The organism is Chitinophaga nivalis (assembly GCF_025989125.1).
GTDB classification, from domain to species: Bacteria; Bacteroidota; Bacteroidia; order Chitinophagales; family Chitinophagaceae; genus Chitinophaga; species Chitinophaga nivalis.
In genome coordinates this window covers 1,936,687-1,959,543 of the sequence record NZ_JAPDNR010000001.1, presented here as the reverse complement: position 1 = coordinate 1,959,543, position 22,857 = coordinate 1,936,687, and the positions used below count along the sequence as shown (strand labels likewise).

General features: G+C 47.6%; 20 protein-coding genes. 7 read left to right on the top strand and 13 right to left on the bottom strand.

The annotated features are described in order from the left end of the window. The first annotated feature begins 30 nt into the window (after window positions 1-30). Window positions 31-1,755 (top strand): M14 family metallopeptidase, encoded by a 1,725-nt coding sequence (locus OL444_RS08090; RefSeq protein ID WP_264733727.1) that lies wholly within the window; start codon window positions 31-33, stop codon window positions 1,753-1,755. Window positions 1,756-1,768: 13 nt separating this feature from the next. On the opposite strand, the gene OL444_RS08085 is transcribed toward OL444_RS08090, so the two are convergent. From OL444_RS08085 to OL444_RS08040, 10 genes are all read right to left on the bottom strand, one after another. Next, the gene (locus OL444_RS08085) at window positions 1,769-2,788 is read right to left on the bottom strand and encodes a beta-ketoacyl synthase chain length factor (RefSeq protein ID WP_264752013.1); all 1,020 of its coding nucleotides are present in this window, start codon (window positions 2,786-2,788) and stop codon (window positions 1,769-1,771) included. A 16-nt stretch (window positions 2,789-2,804) separates the two neighbouring features. Next, entirely contained in the window at window positions 2,805-4,019 is a 1,215-nt protein-coding gene (locus OL444_RS08080; RefSeq protein WP_264733729.1) for a beta-ketoacyl-[acyl-carrier-protein] synthase family protein, read from the bottom strand. Between the two features lie 13 nt (window positions 4,020-4,032). Then, window positions 4,033-4,290 (bottom strand): phosphopantetheine-binding protein, encoded by a 258-nt coding sequence (locus OL444_RS08075; protein ID WP_264733730.1) that lies wholly within the window; start codon window positions 4,288-4,290, stop codon window positions 4,033-4,035. Between the two features lie 92 nt (window positions 4,291-4,382). Next, a complete protein-coding gene (locus OL444_RS08070; protein WP_264733731.1) occupies window positions 4,383-5,675 on the bottom strand; it encodes an ABC transporter permease in 1,293 nt (430 codons plus the stop codon). An 81-nt stretch (window positions 5,676-5,756) separates the two neighbouring features. After that, window positions 5,757-6,503, bottom strand: a complete 747-nt coding sequence (locus OL444_RS08065) for an ABC transporter ATP-binding protein (RefSeq protein ID WP_264733732.1) — start codon at window positions 6,501-6,503, stop codon at window positions 5,757-5,759. A gap of 69 nt (window positions 6,504-6,572) precedes the next feature. After that, a complete protein-coding gene (gene darH / locus OL444_RS08060; protein ID WP_264733733.1) occupies window positions 6,573-7,577 on the bottom strand; it encodes a BtrH-related acyltransferase DarH in 1,005 nt (334 codons plus the stop codon). A gap of 98 nt (window positions 7,578-7,675) precedes the next feature. Continuing rightward, complete coding sequence (gene DarG / locus OL444_RS08055) at window positions 7,676-8,074, bottom strand: flexirubin biosynthesis protein DarG (protein WP_264733734.1); 399 nt, start codon at window positions 8,072-8,074, stop codon at window positions 7,676-7,678. Between the two features lie 27 nt (window positions 8,075-8,101). Next, window positions 8,102-9,238, bottom strand: a complete 1,137-nt coding sequence (darB, locus tag OL444_RS08050) for a dialkylresorcinol biosynthesis protein DarB (RefSeq protein WP_264733735.1) — start codon at window positions 9,236-9,238, stop codon at window positions 8,102-8,104. 211 nt (window positions 9,239-9,449) lie between these two features. Next, window positions 9,450-10,376 carry a hypothetical protein gene (locus OL444_RS08045; RefSeq protein ID WP_264733736.1) on the bottom strand — a complete coding sequence of 309 codons (927 nt, stop codon included), beginning with the start codon at window positions 10,374-10,376 and terminating at the stop codon, window positions 9,450-9,452. Between the two features lie 280 nt (window positions 10,377-10,656). Then, window positions 10,657-11,391: a head GIN domain-containing protein gene (locus tag OL444_RS08040; protein ID WP_264733737.1), complete on the bottom strand. Its 735-nt coding sequence runs from the start codon at window positions 11,389-11,391 to the stop codon at window positions 10,657-10,659. Between the two features lie 94 nt (window positions 11,392-11,485). Here OL444_RS08040 and guaA point away from each other — a divergent pair, with 94 nt between their 5' ends. Beyond that, on the top strand, window positions 11,486-13,024 hold the full coding sequence (guaA, locus tag OL444_RS08035; RefSeq protein ID WP_264733738.1) for a glutamine-hydrolyzing GMP synthase: 1,539 nt from the start codon (window positions 11,486-11,488) through the stop codon (window positions 13,022-13,024). Between the two features lie 135 nt (window positions 13,025-13,159). Next, window positions 13,160-14,473, top strand: a complete 1,314-nt coding sequence (locus OL444_RS08030; protein ID WP_264733739.1) for an ABC transporter substrate-binding protein — start codon at window positions 13,160-13,162, stop codon at window positions 14,471-14,473. A gap of 187 nt (window positions 14,474-14,660) precedes the next feature. Here the strand turns inward: OL444_RS08030 and OL444_RS08025 are convergent, their stop codons facing one another. Continuing rightward, complete coding sequence (locus OL444_RS08025) at window positions 14,661-16,043, bottom strand: MFS transporter (RefSeq protein ID WP_264733740.1); 1,383 nt, start codon at window positions 16,041-16,043, stop codon at window positions 14,661-14,663. Window positions 16,044-16,151: 108 nt separating this feature from the next. Here OL444_RS08025 and OL444_RS08020 point away from each other — a divergent pair, with 108 nt between their 5' ends. After that, complete coding sequence (locus tag OL444_RS08020; protein ID WP_264733741.1) at window positions 16,152-16,646, top strand: Lrp/AsnC family transcriptional regulator; 495 nt, start codon at window positions 16,152-16,154, stop codon at window positions 16,644-16,646. A gap of 35 nt (window positions 16,647-16,681) precedes the next feature. After that, window positions 16,682-17,296, top strand: coding sequence for a hypothetical protein (locus OL444_RS08015; protein ID WP_264733742.1), 615 nt, complete (start codon window positions 16,682-16,684; stop codon window positions 17,294-17,296). Between the two features lie 10 nt (window positions 17,297-17,306). On the opposite strand, the gene OL444_RS08010 is transcribed toward OL444_RS08015, so the two are convergent. Continuing rightward, entirely contained in the window at window positions 17,307-17,888 is a 582-nt protein-coding gene (locus OL444_RS08010; protein WP_264733743.1) for a hypothetical protein, read from the bottom strand. A gap of 87 nt (window positions 17,889-17,975) precedes the next feature. Here OL444_RS08010 and OL444_RS08005 point away from each other — a divergent pair, with 87 nt between their 5' ends. Next, window positions 17,976-19,004, top strand: a complete 1,029-nt coding sequence (locus tag OL444_RS08005; RefSeq protein ID WP_264733744.1) for a S66 peptidase family protein — start codon at window positions 17,976-17,978, stop codon at window positions 19,002-19,004. Here OL444_RS08005 and OL444_RS08000 read toward each other — a convergent pair whose 3' ends face one another. Then, a complete protein-coding gene (locus tag OL444_RS08000; RefSeq protein WP_264733745.1) occupies window positions 19,005-20,330 on the bottom strand; it encodes an NCS2 family permease in 1,326 nt (441 codons plus the stop codon). Between the two features lie 52 nt (window positions 20,331-20,382). On the opposite strand from OL444_RS08000, the gene OL444_RS07995 reads away from it, so the two are divergent. Next, window positions 20,383-22,836 carry a ligase-associated DNA damage response DEXH box helicase gene (locus tag OL444_RS07995; protein ID WP_264733746.1) on the top strand — a complete coding sequence of 818 codons (2,454 nt, stop codon included), beginning with the start codon at window positions 20,383-20,385 and terminating at the stop codon, window positions 22,834-22,836. Window positions 22,837-22,857 lie beyond the last annotated feature (21 nt).

Below are 22,857 nucleotides of genomic sequence, written 5' to 3'. Positions count from 1 at the left end.
TTTACTTACTTTCATATTTGATTTTTTTATATGAGAAAACTATTTGCTGCCCTCCTATGCCTGTACACCCTATCCACACAGGCTCAGGATCTTTCTACCCGTTATGAAAAAACGGCCGGCCAACAAACCGCCACCTACCCGGAAGTTATTCAATACTATCAGCAACTCAGCAAACGCTTCCCGCAAATAAACCTTCGTACCATCGGTACCACCGACGCCGGTTTTCCCTTGCACCTGGTCACCTATTCCCCGCAAAAAGACTTCGACTTCAACAGTCTCCGTAAAAAAAATAAACGCATCATCCTCATCAATAACGGTATACATCCCGGCGAACCCGATGGCATTGATGCTTCCATGATGCTGCTCCGCGACCTGGCCACAGGTAAAACACGCATTCCCGACAACATCATACTCGCTGTTATACCCGTGTATAATATCGGCGGTATGCTCAACCGCTCCCCCTGGTACCGCGTAGACCAGAACGGACCGGATGCCTTCGGCTTCAGAGGCAATGCCCAAAACCTCGACCTCAACCGCGACTTTATAAAAGCAGATTCCAAAAATGCCCGTGCCTTCCAGCAAATCTACCAGCTGACAGACCCCGACGTATTTGTGGATAACCATGTAAGCAATGGCGCCGACTACCAGCATATCATGACCCTGCTTACTACCCAGCATAACAAACTGGGTGGCCCCATGGGCACTTTCCTGCATGAAACATTTGAACCCGGCCTGTACAGTCTCATGAAAACAAAAGGATACGACCTCGTACCCTATGTGAATCATTTCGGAGAAACGCCCGACAGCGGCTGGGTGGAATTTACGGACGTACCCCGTTATTCTACCGGCTACACGACGTTGTTCCATACTTTCGGTTTTGTACCCGAAACCCATATGCTGAAACCCTATCCGGATCGTGTAAAAGCCACCTACGCCCTGATGGAATGTTTTATACAGTTTACCAGCACCCACAGTGAAACCATCCGGGAACTGCGTGCACAAACCAAAGCTGCCTCCATCAGCCAGCAACGTTTTCCCCTGGCCTGGGAAACCAATCAGCAAGCATACAGCCTGATCAACTTCAAAGGATTTACCTCCGGTTACAAGCCCAGCGCCATCTCCGGCCTGCCCCGCCTGTATTACGACCGGAGCAAACCCTACGAGCGGAAAGTTAAATTCTACAACCAGGCAACTGCTACCCGCTTTGTGGAAAAGCCAGCGGCCTACATCATCCCGCAGGGATGGTGGGCAGTCATCGACCTGCTGAAAAATAATAAGGTGCAAATGCGGCCCCTGCAAAAGGATACCACCATCTACGTGGAAGTATATCACATCACGGATTATAAATCGGCTGCCAAACCTTTCGAAAAACATTACCTGCACACCGATATCCAGGTAAGCAGCAGCAACGATTCTATCCGGTTCCGCAAAGGAGACTATTACATCCCGATGAATCAGCCGGCAAACCGTTACCTCATCGAAACACTGGAACCTACCGCAGGTGACTCCTACTTCGCCTGGAATTTCTTTGATGCGATATTGGGACAAAAAGAAGGTTATTCTTCCTATGTTTTTGAAGATACCGGTGCTGCCTATCTGAAAGAACATCCGGAACTGCAAGCCTTACTGGCGAAGAAAAAAGCCACCGATACTGCATTCAACAACCATGCAGCAGCCCAGCTGGCGTTTGTGTACAAACACTCGCCCTACGCAGAGCCGGAATACCTGCGTTACCCGGTGTACCGGGTCAGATGATGATAGCAAAATTTCAGGACACCCTTTCCAGGAGGATCATCACATGTTGTTCTCCGTAGAAATGATTATAGAATAATACTTTGTTGATACCGGCAGGAAGCGGCGGTAAAGTGGGATACCACTGCTGCGGCACCTGCTGGTCTTTGATGATATGCGCTGCCAGCCACAGTCCGAAGGCACCCGCGGTATCATACTCTCCGCAAAGATGTTTGAAAGGTAACTGGGGAATACCCGGGAAAGAGCGATCCAGGGTTTCATAAAAATGTGCATGATTGCTGTCGCCATTGCAACCGGTAATAATCAGGTCTGCTTCAGGCGCAAAGGCCTGCAATGCTGCCGCCAGCTTATCTGTAGTTGGTTTGTACAACATCCTGAATCCGGAGATAGCGGCATAACTTTGTGGGGTAGGCGTTCCCGTTAGGGTAAAAAATACAGCGCCTTCACCGGCTATGGTACCGGGAGATAAATGGGTATACAGTTCCCGGCTGTCTACTGGTTCCTGTTTCCAGCAACCAATTCTGCTTTTGATATAAAAATGTTCCGCAGTAATTTCTTCGAAAGCACCGGTAAGCGTATGTGCAGCTCCCTCCTGAATCAGCAACATGCTGTCCAGTAATGCATTTTCGAAAGAAAAACCACGATGTACAAAGGTGTTGTTATAGGCGGTACACTTCTGTTGCAAGGCTATCAGCCCGTTGACAGAATTGTAGGTAGATTGTATAAAAGGAGTCGGATTCAGGGCGGTTTCTTCATACTGTACAATTTCCCGGATAAACCGTTCGGTGTCCTGCAGGCTACCTTTACCGGTACCGGTTACAATCGGTCCTGGCGTAGTGATACCACTTTCCTGTATGCATTTGAGTGCCGTGGTGAGTCCTATTTTCAGGACCCTGGTCATGCGACGCAGGCTATTGGCCGGTATAAACGGCTTATAGTCTGGTTCAACACAGCTAAACCGGTTACTGTTTGTATGCACCAGCGGCGCTGAAAAAATGTTCCCGTCAAAAGTATCCTGCGGGGAAATAGCCGCCATTCCTTGTATGTAACACTTACCCTTCATATTTGCTGATCACCAGGGAAGCATTGTTGCCCCCAAATCCAAATGAGTTTGAAATAACATTATTAACAGATTGCCCTTCCATTAGTTCCGTGACAGGTGTGATGGACAATTCTTCCATTCTTTCGGAGAAATGGAGGTTCGGGAATACCAGGTTGTGTTGTATAGCCAGCAGGGAATAGATGGCTTCAATAGCACCGGCAGCTGCCAGGGTGTGGCCGGTAAAAGGTTTGGTGGAACTGAACAAGGGAACTTCCGTTCCGAATAAACGTTCCAGTGCCTTGCCTTCCGACACGTCATTGTTCAGGGTAGCGGTGCCATGTACATTGATGTATTGTACTTCGTCCAGTGTTCTGCCACTCATGGCCAGCGCCGTTTTCATGGCTTCATAAGCGCCATCTCCATCCGGAGAGGGAGAGGTGGGATGAAATGCTTCGTTGGTATTACAGTAACCGCTCAGTTCTCCCAGAATACGGCTGTTGTTGGCACGGGCAAAGGTTTCTCCTTCCAGTACCAGGTAAGCCGCTCCTTCGCCCAGGTTTAATCCTGTTCTTTGCTGATCAAACGGACGACAGAATTGTTTGTCTATGTTTTTTAGCGAGTTGAAACCATTGAGTGTAAAGCGGGTGAGCGCTTCGGTACCACCGCATACCATCCGGGGCAGCAGCCCCTGTTTGATCATACGTGCACCAAACATCAATGCATTTGCGGAAGAAGAACAGGCAGTGCTGATCGTGGCAATATGCTCACTGAATCCTACGATATCGGCTATACGTTGTGTACAGTCTGCGCAATCCAGGGTATCTATGTATTGAATAAAATCACCTTCTTTTTCGGGATTGATAATATCAAAATACCATTTCTCCGTATCACACATGCCGCCTACGGTACTGGCATTCACAAAACCAGTAGGCGCAGACTGTACATCCGTGATGCCTGCATGTTGCAGGGCTTCCCGCATGGCTACCATTCCCAGCAGCGTGGTACGGGTATATCCGCCTGTTTCCGGGATACCGGCCATGGCAAACAGCGACGCATTATCCTGTTTCACTTCTGCCACCGGCAATACCGATTTGTAGATCGTATCAATATAACTGGAATAACCCAGCCCACTTCGCTGCAACCGCAGGTTCTGCAAATTTCCGGCTACATTATCACCGATAGCGGTAATCATTCCTATCCCTGTTATGAACACTCTTTCCGACATGTAGCCTGTTTACTTACGCTGGTTGTTTTGATTGGATAAATGCAGCCATTGACTGAACAGACTGCAGGATTTTACGTCCTTCACGTGGATCTTCTACCTTGATATGGTATTGTCTTTCCAGTAACACCATCAGTTCCAGGGAATCAATACTATCGAGTCCAAGTCCTTCTCCAAATAAAGGCGCATTGTCATCAATATCTTCGGGTTTGGTATCCTGCAGATTCAAAGATTCGATGATCTGCTCTTTCAGTTTCTTTTTTAATTCTTCCATAATGTTGTAGGTTTATCACCCTGTAACTCGCAACAGTGAATATCCCTGTGGGGAGTAAAAATACAGTTTTACAATTGTTTTGAAAATATTTATCAGTTCATTCTTCTTTTTTCTACCCAGCCCGCTATCGCCAGCATACACATACCAGTGCCGGTCAAACGCAGCACATTCTTCCACACGTAGCTGATATCTCCGTTCCGGAGATAAATATCATTGATGGCATCCAGTCCCCAGCTGAGCGGCGACAGATGTCCGATGACCTGCATATTACCCGGCATAACTTCCAACGGAATCCAGATACCACCAATAGCAGAAAGGATCACGATAGAGATGGCGCCAAAGTTCAACGCCTGGTTAGGTGTTTTAAAAATCGTACCAATCAGGATACCATAGGCAGTTGCCGCCAACCCGATACCTGCAGCCACCAGGAAGGTAGCATCCGGATGTTGCCCCATGGCCAGTTGCGGCAGGTGCAGCCAGGGCATCACATAAATACCCACCAACATCATCAGGTAAAACTGCAGCACACATATGCCCACGAAAAACAACATCTTACCCGTCAGAATAGCCAGGTAGGAACCTGGTATCAGTTTCATCCGCAACAGGCTGCCATCTTCCCTTTCCCGGATCATATTACCGGCAATGGGAATCACGATAAAAAACATAGCGAAGATGCTCCAGGCTGGTACATTATGTTGAACAGAATTGGAAATAACATCCAGCTGTTTACCGGTGCCGGTGGCATGTTCTTCCAGGCCTACTGCCTGCAGGCGGATAGGTAAGGTATCTGTAGTGGCAGCCGGTGCATCTTTCTGTCGTAATTGCTGCCGGATGCGGTCCAGCAACATCTCCGTTTCTACCTGGGTAAGAAAATTATCCAGCGCCTGATGTACGGCGCCTTTGAACGCTTTCTTGGCAGCCGGATCAAAATAGATAATGACATTCAGGCTATCCGCTTTCAGCTTTACCGGCAAGGATACTGACATGCCCATCCGGTGTGTAATATCATTCACAATACGGTTAGCATTGCTGACAATAGCCGCCGTTGCGCCGGCAGGTACAATGATGCTGATTTTATACGTGCCATTGTTCACCAGCTCCCGCGCAGCCGCAGCTGTCACCGGTTGGCCATTCAGGGAATCAATAATGTTGAACTGACCACCGGTAGCCAACCCTTCTTTTATCTGACGCCCCAGGCGGCCATGGTCATTGTCGACTGTGAGAATATCGAATTTAACATCCTGGAAGTCCTTAAAAGGCGCATCCTGTATCAGGGCCATTACCGTAATCAACACCACCGGCATGACAAACAGGAGTAATAAACCTGTTTTATCTCTTAACAGCAGTTGCCATTCTTTTCTTATGGTGGCCAGTAATCTTAACATAGCAATAGGCGGGTAGCCGGTAGCATTTAATATATCATTAAAAAATTCCGGTCACATGATAGGACCAGGAACAGTTAGTTGTCAGTCTCTTAACGCCTGTCCGGTAAAATGCAGAAATACATCTTCCAGGTTGCGGCAATGCGGATGTTCGGCAATCAGCCGCAGCGGATTTCCCTGTACTATCATTTTACCTTCATCCATAATCACCACTTCTTCACACAGAGATTGTGCTTCTTCCAGCAGATGGGAAGTATACAGGATACTGGCACCCTGCCGGTTATATTCGCGCAGGAATTGCAGGATCATGCTACGTGATTGTACATCTACACCGGCAGTAGGTTCATCCAGTATCAGCAAACGAGGATCATGCAGGATGGCTGCAATGATATTAGCCCGCCGTTTCATACCACCGGAGTATTTATGAATTTCTTTATGGGCACTCTTTTCGAGTCCGAATAATTCCAGGTAATGCATGATTTTCTGTAAAAGGGGTTTCCCTTTAAAGCCATACAGGTTACCAAAATAGGTCAGGTTTTCTACCGCTGATAACTGTGGATACAGGGCTATCTGCTGAGGAACAATACCAATGATTTGTTTGATTGTTTCCCGGTTGGCGGCGTCCTGTTTTTTACCGTGAATCATTACTTCACCGTTGTCGCCTCTTACCAGTCCGCATAAAATGGAAATGGTAGTGGTCTTACCGGCGCCGTTAGGTCCCAGCAAGCCGGCTATTTTCCCTTCCGGAAATGCGAAGGAGAGTCCTTGCAAAGTAGGGCCCAGTGCACCTTTGTAGGTTTTATATAATTCATTTACAGCGATGCTGAACATAGCAATTGTTATAGTGCTTTACGAATATTATCGCCCCGGTTTCCTCATTCGTAATACAACTGTATCGGATTACCATTTTACCTGTGCCAGTTTACGGAAAAATGCGTCTTCGGAAGCGGCGCATTGCAGCAGCATTTCACTGAGGTCTTTATAAGACACGGTATCTGCAGCCCTGCTTTTACATACACGTCCGGCGGCAAAGGCAAAGTTACGCCAGAGATCACCGGTTTTGGTGAGTTCTCCTGCCAGTTTTCCCAACTCGTCTTTTTGCAGCATCTCTGCAGCTTCCTGTAAAAATGCGGCATACAGGAAACGGAATCCGGCGCCGCCGGTACCAATTTCTTCCTGCATACGGATCACATTACCCAGGTACAGGGTAGCTTTGCGGTCGCCCACTTTTTCCGGATAGGATTTCACCCGGTTGGCCAGGAAACGGATACCACTTACACCAAACATGGGTAAGGGTACTTTCAGCATATAATGACAAGTCTGTTGAATACCTTCTTTAATAGGCTGCCGGAATGATGCATTAGCCGGTACGTGTACCGGATAGTACATTTTTCCTTTGGGAGCCGGAAATCCTTTGGCAAAACGGGCCTGCACCAGGCTGTCCGGATCTATTTCCGTAACGGTATCCATCACCGGATCACTCACCAGGTATTGCCCCTCTTTTTTACCATATACCACGAGGTTATGGGCATTGAAGTGAAAACGATAGGAAGCAGGGAAATAAGGCAGGTAATATACACTGGACAGCAGTCCTACCGGAATACCGGCTTCAATGACGTCATCGAGTGCGGCCATCCCTTTTGCCGGGGTAGAAAATTTTGCTGCCTCCATCTTTACACCCAGCCGCTTACACACGCGTTGGGAAATAGCGCCTGGCCATATCCGGTAGGTGGTGCCGGGTACGCCATTTACCTTAATAAAAGGCAAATGAGCGAAAAAAAGACCCGCGCCGATACCGAAGGCCATCGGTTCGCTGATCTTCAAACCATGGTGCCCCAGCAGGTTGGAAATAACCCCGCTTTCGCAGTGTGCGGTTTGTTTGTGATGGAAGATTGTATTGTTCATAATATTTATTGATCCTGCAAAGACGCAAAGGAGCAAAGAACGCAAAGATTATCGCTGTAAGCTTTGCGGCTTTGCTCCCTGGTGCTGTTGCCGGCAATTTATTTGATCAGCTTCAGATCTGTTATCGTTACTTTGAAGGCATCTGCGTACCGCTGCAACATGCGTTCGCTGAGGCGTTTGAATACGGCGGGCTTCATATGCCTTTTTACCTGCCACTGGAATTTACCGACATAGCTGGCCAGTAAAGCCAGGTCCATCAGGTTCTTTTCCATATAGTAGGCAACCGGGCTTATTTCTCCTGCTTCCACGCGTGCGCGGGCAGTTTTCACCCTTTCATTTACTTCGTCCCAAGCCTGGCCCAGTGCGATATTTTCCGGTTCCCACCCTGCACTTTGTACCTGCACATAATTACCGGAGTTATCCACAGCGTACATAATCTGTTTGAAGGTACCTTCATGCAAATTATCGCCATCCTGAGGAACTTCCTCTTTTTTCATATTGGCAGTGCTTTTTTAGATGACAGCTTACACCACAGTGATGTGTGCATAAGCATATGAAAAACGGGCACTTTCCGGCACCATCATCACCACCTTCTGCCCTTTCTTAAAGCGGCCGGTGCTCATCAGTTCTTCCAGCATCAGGTAAGGCGATGCCGTACCCACGTTGCCTACATTCGCCAGGTTGGTAAACCATTTTTCCAGCGGAATAGGTACACCAAGACGGGTGATTTCTTCATCGATTTTTAACCGGAAGAATTCAGAAGACAGATGCGGCAGGAAGAAATCTATTTCATCCAGATTGATATTATAACGTTCTACCAGTTCTTTCCACATTTTAGCGCCGGAAGGAACAATATTTTTACCCAGTAAACGGGTGTCTTGTTTGAAGGAGAATACACTGTGCTGCGCCCACTCTTCCGGTGTCATATCGATCCAGCCGGTGGTGCTGCCATCCGGTTGTTTGATCGCACCGGCATACATACAGGTTTCCAGTTCATGTGCATAGGAAGCAATTTCTACCCAGTCTACCCGCAGGGATAATCCTGTTTCGTTAGGTTTATCCTGGAAAAGTGCGGCACTGGCGCCATCAGACAACATCCAGCGCAGGAAATCCTTTTCAAAAGCGATGATAGGATTTTCATCCAGGCTTTTCAGATTTTCCGCTTCCGGTTGAAATTTCTTTGCCAGCATCCAGGCAGAAAATTTCTCAGAACCTGTACTCACCGCATTACTGGTATTACCACAACGAATAGACATCCAGGCGTATTTGAATGCCTGCATACCTGCTGCACACGCACCGGTAGCTGCAATCAGCTCTACCGGCTGGCATTGCAGGATACCATGTACCATAGCGGCATGGTTAGGTAATAACTGATCAGGAGAAGTGGTACCACAGGCCAGTAACTGCAGTTTGCTGATAGGAAATTGTTCATCAAACAATTCTGCTACGGCGGCTGCAGTCATCTGTGCATTGGAGTGCGTAGACCTGCCCTGTTCGTCGAGGGAGTAATAACGGGTTTTGATCTTGTTATTCCCCAGGATCTTTAAACGTGCACGGGAAGCTTTTCCATCAACCATTCCGAGGATGCTCTCCATTTCTTCATTTTCAACAGGCTTGTTAGGCAAAAATTTAGATAGCCTGGTAATATAAACTTCCTTCATTTGAATATAATTCGTCTTTTAAGGCCACATGCAAAACCTTAGTAAAACAGTTTTCCTGCCAGGTAAGCCGCGGTGATAAACATGTTTAAATTTATATACGTTCTCGATATAGACAGACGTAAATATATAATTCTAAAGCGAATTACAATTATCACGCCACGGTACAGCCGTTATTCCTATAGCGGCAAAGCTAATTACTCTTTGCGAAATATCATTCTCCGCGGAAGGCAATACCTTTATAGTACTCCACTTCACGCAGCAGCTGATTCTTTTTCAGGTTACGTTTTATAAGAGAAGAGAGAAGCGTTACAGGTGTTAATACGAAGATACCAACCAACAACAAACCTCTGTACATGGAAACCCGTGCCTGACGGGAAGCGGCACCAGGTCCTCCTTTTTCGCTGATAAATTTAGCCCAGAAACGGAAGGCTTTAATACCATTGTCTTCCAGCAATACCAGGTTAGGGATCAATTCTACGGCATTGAGAGCCAGCAGTTCCGGATGCAGCTGCTCCCATGTTTTATTGGCCAGCGCACGGCCTATTGGCTCGGCAAAACGGCCGGAAGTCAGGATTTCATTTTCCTGTACCCCTGCCTGCGGCAAAAAGCGGGTGGCTTCTTTTTTTCCTTTGAAAGCCCAGCGTAATATGGTAATCAGCGATATCAGGTTAGGTGATTTATCTACCAGTACAATGTTGCCAACCAGGTTGGCGCCTGCCTTTTGCAGATAACCTTTCACTTTTTCCTGCGCATTGAGCCACATATTACGGCTTCCCATTAATGTCAATACAGGTTTGCCTTTTAACAACCGGGTAGCCGCTTCACTTTGCAGGAAAGCTGCCGTAGGCTGTGACGGCGATAAAAACCAGGGCTGATAAGCCAGGATAACCAGATCAAAATGTGCATTTACATCCACTTTCAGTGGCTGAATAGCACGCGGCGTACTTTGCACTGTTTCCGGCATGGTATCGTAAAACTGCTGCTTTCCCCACGGGAAAGGAAACGGTGTTACCGGCACCAGCTGCTCAAATGTAATATCTGCCTTCCCTTCCAGGGGAGTCAGCACATGATCTATAATCCTTTTCAGTTGTCCTGTTTGCGTATAGTATACGACCAGGATTTTAGGTCTTTCGTTCATAAAAGGAAACGGAGTTCAACATTCAAACCGTAAACATACAAAAAAACGGCACCATTTATATCATTTAATGATAATTTGATGTTGGACAGGAAGGGAAAGGGGGAAAGAATGTATACGGTAGAGGATTGTGCCCTAGCCAGGTACTGCATCAACCGGCTTTAAAATATTGTTGCAGTACCTGGGCAAAAGGACTTTAGTTAGTTAAATACCACACTAAATAACATAGAAAATGTTAGTCGTATGATAATATAATTGTTAAAAATTTGTAAATCTTTATTTCCTATTTCTTGGTAACAGAGCCGGAACCCGCTATGGAAGAGGATATCTGAGGACTTCCCTTATACCGGACATCACCCGAACCAGCCACTTTTACATCCAGGCTAACACTTGCATAAACATCTGCATTACCACTACCGGCAATATTCACATTTACATTTTCTGCCAAAAGCTCAGTGCCTTTAAAATCGCCACTACCGGCAATTGTCAGACTCAGATCCCGGCTTTCGCCCCTCAGACTCATATCGCCAGAACCGGTAATAGACGCTTTTATCAACGGGGCATTCACCTGCCCGCTGATGTTACCGGAACCAGACAGGCTCAGGATCATCTTTTCCTTGGCATTAAACTTATCTACCAGCTTAATATCGCCCGAACCGGATACCCCCGCTTCGTCTACGTCCGGCGTTGTCAGGTATACGCTGATGCTCTTACGGGTATTGATATGGGTATTGCGCCGCTGGCGTATAATCAGTTTTCCGTCTTCTTCCACAATTTCCACCAGGGGAATAATGTTATCTTCCGCCTCTATCACAGCTGGTTTGGCTGCCCCCTGTGACAAGTATACATCGATACTGCCTTCTACTTTAATTTTATGGAAAGCGGGAACTGTGCGTTCTTCTTTTACAATATGACCACTGCCTTTAATCTGATTTCGGTTGACAACGTTGCAGGCGTTCAAAACAGTACATACCATGATACCCGTGAAGGCATAGTACAGGAATAATTTCATTTGCATGGAACTTGGATTATGGAAGAAAGATACGATTAGATTTCTGATTTTCTAATTTCAAAATCCGAATTTGGCATAAGGGCTTTATCTTTGCACCACCATGACAGAAAAGATACTTATCCTCGATTTCGGCTCCCAATACACACAGCTGATTGCACGCAGCATCCGGGAACTGAATGTTTATTGCGAAATTAAACCTTGTCTCCAGCCCATTACGTGGGACGAAACGATCAAAGGTGTTATTTTATCCGGTAGTCCGTTTTCCGTAAATGACGAAGGGGCTCCCAACATTGACATCGCCGCCATAGCCGCTAAAGTACCGGTATTGGGCATCTGCTACGGCGCCCAGATGATGGCTAAAAACTTTGGTGGAGAAGTGGCGAAAAGCAACATCCGTGAATACGGCCGCGCTTTTATGGAACACACCGACAAAGAGGAAAAACTTTTATACGATATTTCTGCCAAAAGCCAGGTATGGATGAGTCACTCCGACACCATCAAACGTATTCCTGCCGGTTTTGATATCATCGCTACTACAGAAAATATTCCCGTTGCTGCCTTCAAAAGCACTACTGCAGCGGCCAATCCAATATTCGGTCTGCAGTTCCACCCGGAAGTAACACACTCCCTGGAAGGCAAACAGATTCTCCGCAACTTCCTCGTACACATCTGCCAGTGCCTGCAAGACTGGACCCCGGCGGCTTTTGTACAGGAAACCATCGAAAAAATCAAAACACAGGTTGGCGATAAAAGAGTGGTAATGGCACTCAGCGGCGGGGTAGATTCTACCGTAGCAGCTGAACTCATCCACAAAGCCATTGGCAAAAACCTGTTCTGTATCTTCGTAGATAACGGTCTCTTACGTAAAGATGAATTTGACACCGTACTGGAGTCTTATAAGCACATGGGCCTGAACGTAAAAGGCGTGAATGTAAAAGATCTCTTCTACAGTCAGCTCAATGGCGTATCCGATCCGGAACAGAAACGTAAAATAATCGGCCGCCTGTTCATCGAGGTATTCCAGCAGGAAGCTACCCAGCTGACTGATATTTCCTTCCTCGGACAAGGTACCATCTATCCGGATGTAATCGAATCCGTTTCTGTAAACGGCCCTTCCGTTACCATCAAATCCCACCACAACGTAGGTGGCTTACCGGAAAAAATGAACATGCAGCTGGTAGAACCTTTGCGCTTCCTCTTTAAAGATGAAGTACGCCGCGTAGGCCGCGAAATAGGTATCAGCGATGTTTTCCTCGGTCGTCATCCGTTCCCGGGCCCTGGTCTTGCGATCCGCGTACTGGGTGCTATCACCCCTGAGAAAGTGCAGATGCTGCAGGAAGCAGATGCTGTATATATCGAAGGACTGCGTGAAGCTGGCTTGTATGATAAAGTATGGCAGGCAGGTACCATCCTGTTGCCGGTACAAAGTGTAGGTGTAATGGGCGATGAACGTACCTACGAATTCACCGTGGCACTGCGTGCAGTTACCTCTGTAGATGGTATGACCGCTGACTGGGCACACCTCCCGCACGAATTCCTGGCTAAAATGTCCAACGACATTATTAACAAGGTAAAAGGCATTAACCGGGTTGTATACGATATCAGTTCCAAACCACCCGCAACGATCGAGTGGGAATAAATAAAACGGGGTACTCCCGTGAAAGCAGATAAAGAGCAAAGGCGCAAAGATTTTACCTAAATTTTCTTTGCGCCTTCTCATTATATGCCCCATCACGGAACACCCCGGAATGATTTTTGTAAATTAGCGCAAGTTATGAGTCAATTAGTTTCATTAAGATACCTGTTATCCGGACTGGCTGTGGCGGTACTGCTGAGTGCCTGTTCTTCTTCCCGGAAAACAGCCAGTCGCGTAGACGGTCCGCCACCTACCCTTTCTAAACCTGCTCCGGAAAAGAAAAAGCCGGAAGACAAAAAAGAAGTGGCCACCAAAATACCTTTCAACGTTCCTGCATTCGGTAAAGTAGTGAAGAAACCAGTTTACAACGTAGCCATCTTTGCGCCGCTGTACCTGGATTCTGTATTTGCCGGCTCCACCGAACTACCCGGTCGCACCATGCCCCGGTATGTACTGCCCGGACTTGAATTCTATGAAGGCGCCCAACTGGCGCTGGACTCCCTGCAGCAACAGGGATATGCACTGAAGGTGAATATATACGACAGCAAAGGCAAACAAAATGTAGCTTCCCTGATCCGCAACAGAACCCTGGATGCCACCGACCTGATCATCGGCGCCGTGAGCAATCCGGAATTAAAGGATCTCAGCGACTTCGCTAAAAAGAAGGAAATCAATTTTGTATCGGCGACCTTCCCCAACGATGGCGGTATCAACGATAACCCTTTCCTCTTTATCACCAACAGCACCCTTAAAACACATTGTGAAGCCCTGCAAAACTATGTGCAGGATGCTTTCTCCAATAAAAACATTGTGCTGTTTCGCAGGAGCACCACCTTCGAATCCAGACTGGCAGCAGATTTCAAAGCTTCCTACGACAAACTGGAAAGCAACAAAAAATCCCGTATCCGGGAAATGGTATGGAATGATGGTACTACCCCGGAAGAAATAGCAAAAGTTTTGCTGGCCGACCGGCCCAATGTTATCATCGTTACTGCACTGGATGAAAACGGCGCCAAAAACCTGCTGCGCAAACTCAGCGTAAGTGCCGCTACCTATCCCCTGCAGATCTTCGGCATGCCTACCTGGGATGTATTTAAACTGAAAGATCCGGAGTTCAAAGGGTTACAGGTATATTATTCTTCTCCTTATTTCAACGATAAGGCAGATAATTACAGCAGGTATATCAACGACTACTTCCGCAAAACTTACCGCGCACGCCCTTCCGACATGGCGTTCAAAGGATTTGATCTGACGTATTACTTCGTAAAACTGCTGCATGAAAATGGCGTGTATTTCAACAGCGAAGTAGAAACTTCTCCGAAGATTATCACCCAGTACAATTTCCAGCCGGTATACCTGAAAGACGGAGAACAAACGCCATCGTACTTCGAAAACAAAAACATCTTCATCATCCAGAAAGGTGAAACCGGAGATGTTAAAATGAATAAATAATCCAGCCTACCATCACTGATAATAAGGCCTTGCCAAATGATGGCAAGGCCTTATTATTTAGATAACAGTATAGCCCGATCCATCTGTGATGCTGATACTGCCAGCCATCAACACGGTAAAAACATAACGCCTCACCAGGTGCATTCCCGGCAAGGCGCTATATCATTTGTAACCTATATCGCAATTATTAACCTGCTGCTTGTAACCTGCTGCCGATCTCGTTGCGGCCATATTTCCAAAGTTGTGCGATGGCCAGTAAACCCAGTACCACCAATAAACACAGGCCAGCAACATATATATTCCAATCTTGTGTAGCGGCTACCTGCATCATCAATCCGATGAGGGATAAACCCAGTCCGCCACCCAGTGCATTGGCTGTACCATTGATACCGGAGGCCAGCCCCTGGCCGGATTCCGGCACTGCCTGTACTGCCAGGATAGTGACACAAGGAAAGGTAATCGACATTCCCAGTGAATTGATACATAATACCGCCGCAATCACCCACCCCAGCGAATGATCAAGGAAATAACTCACCAGGAAAAAGAGGATTCCCGATAACATACATATATTTCCCAGGATGCCTGTTTTCACCACACCCAGCCTGTTAAACAGGTGAGGCAGTACAAACTTGGAGATCATCCCCGATAAAATACTAAACGGAAATAACAACAATCCCGCCTGCGAGGAGCTAAAGCCCAATACCTGCTGCAGATATAACGTGAGCAGGAAAATGTAGGACAGAAAAATACTTCCCAGCAAGGCTGCGCCTACGTTTCCGGTTATTACACCATCCATCCGGAACAAACGGAAATCGATTAACGGAGACGGATGTACGCGTTCTCTTCTGATAAACAGTACCAGGCATAATACAAATACACCCAGTAAAGTCAGATAAATGCCCGCATGTGCCGCCACCTGTCCCAGGTCATGAATGAGCCATGCTGCCAGTATCATCAGTGTTGTGATCAGCAAAGCACTCCCCGTATTATTTATCCGGGGAACCGTACTCTTCACATCGGCCGGTATATACCTGATAGCCAGCAGCACAGCCGCTCCGATCACAGGGACGTTAATAAAAAACACCCATTGCCAACCCATATAGTGACTGATCAGTCCACCGATAGCCAGCCCGGTGGCAAAGCCAATACCGGCCATAGCACCGAAAATGCCCAGGGCACGGTTTCTTTCAGACGGATCAGGAAAAGTATTGGTGATAATAGCTAAAGCTGCGGGTATCGCCAGCGCTACACCAGTTCCCTGTAAGCCCCGGCATACCAGCAACCATATAAAAGAGGGGGAAAAACCGGCTGCCAATGATGCTACCACAAAGATGCAGGCCCCGGTGACAAAGATGGTTTTTCTGCCAATAGAATCAGATAAACGACCTCCCAGTAATACAAGCCCTCCGTACAATAACACATATACTGTTTGTACCCATTGAATCGCATCTGCACCAAAATGAAAATACTGCTCCATCTGCGGAATAGCCATGTTCAACACCGAAACATCCAGCGCTTCAAAAAATATAGCCATGCAGGCCACCGTAAGTATGATTCTTTCTTTTTTCACAGTGCAAACCTATTAATTTAGAACACAAATAGTGTTTTTTGCATAATTTTGGAATAAACGTCTATTTATATCATTCTAAATAGATCAATATTCTAAATCAATATAAAAATGGCACATAAAAAAGAAGATATTACGGAAGCGCCTTTGCACCTCGATGAAAAAGATATGGGCATCCTCAAATTATTACAACAGGACGCCAAGATGACCATCAGAGATATCGCCGGACAGCTGAACCTCAGCACCACACCGGTATATGAACGTATCCGTAAGATGGAACAGGCAGGCGTCATCAAACAATATGCAGCCATCGTAGATCCCCGGAAAATCAATAAAAGCCTGACTGTATTATGCTATATCACCCTGAAAGAACACAATAAAAAATGCGGGAAGAAGTTTATACAGGAGATTCTCAGTTTTCCTGAAATAACAGAGTGTCTGAACATCTCCGGAGAGTTTGATTTCATGATAAAAGTACAGGTAAAGGATATGGATGAATATCGTGAATTTTATGTGAATAAACTGGGAGAGATGGATAACCTTAGCCATACACAAAGTATATTTGTGATATCGGTGATTAAAGCCACACACCAGGTAGTATACTAACCTGGCAGATGATTGATAAAAACTACCCTAAGCCTATGCCAAGACTACGCACCTTATTACTATGTGCAGTATGTTGCTGTTTATTACCATTATTCGCTGCTGCCCAGCGCACCACCTTATTTTCACACGAAGCAGGGAGCCGTATATATAAAGGCAAAAACCACCTGAGCGGCGGACTGGTATATTCCCCGCGGTATAATTTTGTTGTTTTTTCAACCCGGTCTACTTTGTCTGTTGGTGCGAACATAGGACTGGGAAGCAGTTTCGGTGCTAATTACGATAGTAATATAGGTGGTAACTATACCAGCATCTTCATGGCGGATGTACCTTTCCTGGTTGCCTATAATTTTGGTAATGGGGCTACCTATAAAGCCTATACGAAATGGGGAGGATATATAGGCGGCGGTTATGGTTTTCACAATGGTACCCGCAGCGTGGAATATTATGACGATGAAGAGCTCACCACCAACCAGGTACATGTATCCGGCGTTGTTGTCAGCCTCGGACTACGTTTACCCATAGCCAATACTTCCTGGACCATTCATGTTTCCTATATGCACAATAGCAATGGATTCAATCCGGATATTCCCGGTATCGGCAGTGCCGGTATTGCTTTTAATATCAACACTCCCATCCGCCGGCCGGAGTAACCGGCCGGTCTTATGGCTCCACAGCATTCATCAGATCAAACCCGACGTGATAATCCAGGTATCCGGCAGCGGGTTCTCCGGGATCATGTACCACTACCATATTACATACTGGTTTGCTGCTACGGGTATTGCTGGTTTCAAAGGCAATACCGGCGGCATTATCATCATACACCCAAATACGCCGGGCCTTGTTGGCAGACTCATAGATCTTTACCAGTTTAATAGCCGGATAGGCTTTCTTAATAGCCGCTATGGTGCTGCCGGCGCCTACCTTCCGGTCTGTTCTGAAACGGGGTGAAGTCACCCGGATCTGTTTTACATATTGGGTATCCTGCGTACGCATCGCTGTAAATACCGCCAGCACATGGGCGGAATCAATCGTTTTATCTTTCCGGCGGCTATACCAGATACGCCAGGCCTTCATCATGGCTGCATCTCCGGCATCCGGTTTCCCCAGTACTTCCAGACTTTGCGCCGGCGCTTCCAGCTGAATCTGTCCAACAGATTTACCCGGTACAATCAGCCAGGCCTTTTGCTGCGCGGCAACAGCTGACGCCATCAATGAAAATATCAACAATAAGGTAAGACGCATATGACTTATGGTTTGCTCATGCAGGGCAAAAATATTGCCATGTATGCCAGCTACGGGGAATTGCCAAATTATCCTTATTTTAAATGCATGAACCGCAAACACTTTCTGTCAGCCATGCTCACCGCCGGTGCAGGTATACCTGCCCTGCAAACGCTGGCGGCCATCGGAGAAAATGCCACCGGTAGCAAAGACGCTATCCTGCCTCCTTACCTGCAACCAGGAGATATTATCGGTATTACCTGTCCGGCCGGTTATATCCAAAGAGAAGAATTACAACCGGCTATCCGTATCATGGAAAGCTGGGGGTTTAATATTCGTATAGGCAAAACCGTTGGTCTCCGCGACAATAGCTTTGCCGGTACCGATCAGCAGCGGTTACAGGATATGCAGGCCATGCTGAATGACCCGCATATAAAAGCCATTATGTGCGGTCGTGGGGGATATGGTAGTGCGCGGATCATTGACCAGCTGGATTTTACCACCTTCCGGCGCGCGCCCAAATGGATCATCGGATTCAGTGACATCACAGTACTTCATTGCCACATCAGCCGGCATTTTGGTATTGCTTCCCTGCATGCCAAAATGTGTAACAGTTTCCCCGACGATTTCAATAAAGCGGAACCCGTGGTACAGGAAACAATCCTCTCGATACGACAGGCACTTACCGGCAAAAAAATGCAATACAACGCTACTCCGGATGTCAATAACCGCGCAGGTATAGCCAGCGGCTTACTAATCGGTGGCAACCTCTCCATGATTCAAAGTATTGCGGCCACCGATTCAGAAATAGATACAAACGGAAAAATATTGTTCCTGGAAGAAGTAGGGGAATATCCGTACAGCCTGGACCGGATGTTGGGAAACCTGCAACGTTCCCATAAACTGGACCGCCTCGCCGGTCTCATCATCGGTGGATTCAACAGAATCAAACCGGATGATCCCGGAGAGGAATTCGGTAAAACCATTTATGAAATGGTACTGGAAAAAACGAAAGACTTCCGCTATCCCATCTGTTTCAATTTCCCGGTAGGACACCAGAAAAACAACTACGCACTCAAATGTGGCGTGATGCATACCCTTCGGGTAGATACTAATAAAGTGACCTTACAGGAATAACTATTTCACCAGAAAAGTGACAATAAACAAAGCCGCCAGCACATACATAATAGGACTGATAGTCTTGTATTGTCCGGTCAGTACTTTCAGCAATACATAAGACAACATACCGAATACAATGCCTTCTGCAATGCTGTAGCTGTAAGGCATCATCACAATAGCCAGAAAAGCGGGAATCGCTTCGGTAACGTCATTAAAATCTATCTTACCCACAGATCCCATCATCAGCATTCCTACAATAATCAATGCTGGTGCGGTGGCTGCCGCAGGGATCATGGCAAATACCGGTGCAAAAAACAACGATAATAAAAACATCCCTGCCACAGTGAGGGCAGTTAAACCTGTTTTACCACCGGCAGCAATACCACTGGCACTTTCCACATAGGCCGTTACTACACTGGTACCCAGTAAACCAGCGGCGGTAGTACCCACCGCATCTGCCATCAGTGCTTGTTTTGCACGGGGCAGGCGGCCATTGGCATCCATCAGCCCTGCTTTATTGCACAAACCTATCAGGGTACCTACCGTATCAAATAAATTGACCATTAACAAGGTAAACAGGATCACCACCATATCAAGGCTGAATATTTTGTCGAATTCCAGCTTAAAGGCAATAGGGGCAAGGGAAGGTGGCAGACTCACCAGGTGTCCGTTTTCCGGGAAGTGCGTAAGCCCCAGCGGAATACCGGCAATCGTTGCTGCCAGGATACCAATCAGTAACGCGGCGTTCACCTTCCGGTACATCAATACGGCACTCACGATCAAACCGATCAGTGCTACCAGCGGACCTACACTGGTCACATCTCCCATTTTCAGGATCACGCCATCTAGCCGGCCTTCTCCCACGTGCCGCATACCGGTTTCAATAATACCCGCATTGGCCATGCCTATCAGGGCAATCAGCAAACCAATACCTACTGATATGGCGTGCTTGAGATTTTCCGGGATACTGTTGATAATAGCTTCCCGTATATGAAACAACGATAGAAAAATAAAGATGATACCTTCCAGGAATACGGCGGTCAGCGCAAACTGCCAGCTATATCCCATGGAAGAAACAATGGTGTAAGCAAAGAATGCATTCAATCCCATACCAGGCGCCACGCCGATAGGCAGCTTTGCATACAATGCCATCACGAGTGTACCAATAGCTGCCGTCAGGGCAGTAGCGGTAATCAGTGCATTAAAATCCATTCCTGCCCTGGACAATATACTGGGATTCACCGCCAGGATATAAGCCATGGTGGAGAAGGTGGTTAACCCTGCCAGTACTTCTTTTTTTACAGTAGTCTTATGTGCGTTGAGTTGAAAAAATTTAGCGAGCATGCTGCAAAAATAAGCGATTCATGATTTATCATTTTATCCTAATTTCATCTGTATGCAACAACGTTCGCGCGGATGGGAGGTAGTTACACAATGGCTGGCCGGCAAATCACTGCAGCCTTTCAAATTCCAGGAAGATGCCTGGAAAGCTTACCTGCAGGGCAAATCCGGCCTCGTCAATGCACCTACCGGATTTGGTAAAACCTTCTCACTCTTCCTGGGCGCCGTGATTGCCTGGATAGATGCCCATCCTGATAATTACCAGCATAGCACCAAAAATGGCTTACAGCTTTTATGGATCACGCCCTTACGCGCGCTAGCCAAAGACCTCAGCAGGGCGATGAATGAAGTATTACAAGAGCTGAACATACCCTGGCAAACCGGCATCCGCAGCGGTGACACGCCGATGGCTGCCCGTGCTGCCCAGAAAAAACAAATGCCGGAAGTACTCATCATCACCCCGGAAAGTCTGCACCTGTTGCTGGCGCAGAAAAACTATCCTGCCATTTTCACCCACCTGCATACGGTAGTAGTGGATGAATGGCATGAACTGCTGGGCAGCAAACGCGGCGTGATGACGGAGTTAGGCATCAGCCGGCTGAAAGGCTTACGGGGAAAGGCATTAAAGGTATGGGGTATTTCCGCTACCATCGGTAATCTGGAAGAAGCCCTGGAAGTATTGCTGGGCCCCCATCACAGCCACGGCATTATTATCCGGGCGAAGCTGAAAAAAAATATTGCCCTGCAAAGCGTCATCCCGCATGAAATAGAAAACTATCCGTGGGCAGGTCACCTGGGTATTAAAATGTTGCCGCAGGCCCTGCCTGTGATTGAAGCCGGGCAAACCACCCTGATATTTACCAATACCCGGTCGCAGTCGGAACTGTGGTACCAGGCCCTGCTCCGGGAAGACCCGATGCTGGCGGGCGCCCTGGCCTTACACCATGGCTCCATTGATATGGAACTACGTATATGGGTGGAGGAAGCCCTGCACAACGGTATCCTCAAAGCGGTAGTATGTACCGCCAGCCTCGACCTGGGCGTGGATTTCAGACCGGTCGACAGCGTAATACAGGTAGGCAGCCCCAAGGGAGTGGCACGTTTCCTGCAAAGGGCCGGCCGTAGCGGACATCAGCCAGGCGCTGTCAGTAAAATCTTTTTTCTGCCCACCCATGCCCTCGAGCTGGTAGAAGCAGCTGCATTAAAAGCCGCCATCAAAGAAGACCTGATAGAAAACCGGATGCCGGTACTGCTGGCCTACGATGTACTATTGCAATACCTGATGACCCTGGCCGTATCCGATGGTTTTCATGCGGCTGAAATATGGGAAGAGGTCCGCCATACCTTTTGTTACCAGCATATCTCGGAAGAGGAATGGCAATGGCTCCTGGCCTTTCTTACCACCGGCGGCGAAGCGCTGTCGGGCTACGACGAGTTTAAAAAACTGGAGCGTACGGGCGATTTTTACCGCTGTACCAGCCGGATGCAGGCGATGCGGCACCGGTTGCACATCGGCACGATCGTGAGCGATGCCATGATGAAAGTAAAGTTCATGAGTGGCGGCTATGTAGGTGTGATAGAAGAGAGTTTCATCTCCCGGCTGCAACCGGGCGATTCTTTTATACTGGCCGGTCGCAACCTGGAGCTGGTACTCATCAAAGATATGACGGTGCTGGTGCGGAAGTCGGCCGCCAAACGTGCGGTAGTACCCAGTTACCAGGGGGGCCGTATTCCGTTGTCTTCCAACCTGGGCAGGATGTTGCGCCAGAAATTCAATGAGGCGCTGTCCCGCAAGACACGCGATCCGGAACTGATAGCATTGCAGCCCCTGTTTAACCTGCAGGAGGAGCTATCGCATATTCCCCGGCACGATGAGCTGCTGATAGAACAGATTCAGACCAAAGATGGCTACCACCTGTTTGTATATCCGTTTGAAGGCCGGCTGGTACATGAAGTCATGGCGGCGCTGCTGGCCTACCGGATCAGCCGTATACAGCCGATTACGTTCTCGATGGCCATGAATGACTATGGCTTTGAACTATTGTCTGATCAGCCCATCCCGGTGGATGCAAGCAATGTAAAGACTTTGTTCACCACCGATAACCTGCTCACCGAGTTGCAGACCAGCGTGAATGCGACGGAAATGGCCCGCCGGAAGTTCCGCGACATTGCAGTCATTGCCGGACTCATTTTCCAGGGATACCCGGGAAAACATAAGGCCAACCGGCACCTGCAATCATCTGCCTCTCTCCTGTTCAATGTATTCAAAGACTATGATCCGCAAAACCTCCTGCTGAAACAGGCGTTTAATGAAGCCTTTTTTTATCAGATGGAAGAAGCCCGGCTACGCGAAACACTGGAGCGGATTGCCCAAAGCCGGATTGTGATCACCACGCCGCAAAAGCTCACGCCCTTCTGCTTCCCGATAAAAGTAGACAGCCTGCGGGATACCATGACCAGCGAAAAGCTGGAAGACCGGATTAAAAAATTGATCACGGCAAACGGTTAAGAAAGTAATAATTTGCATCGC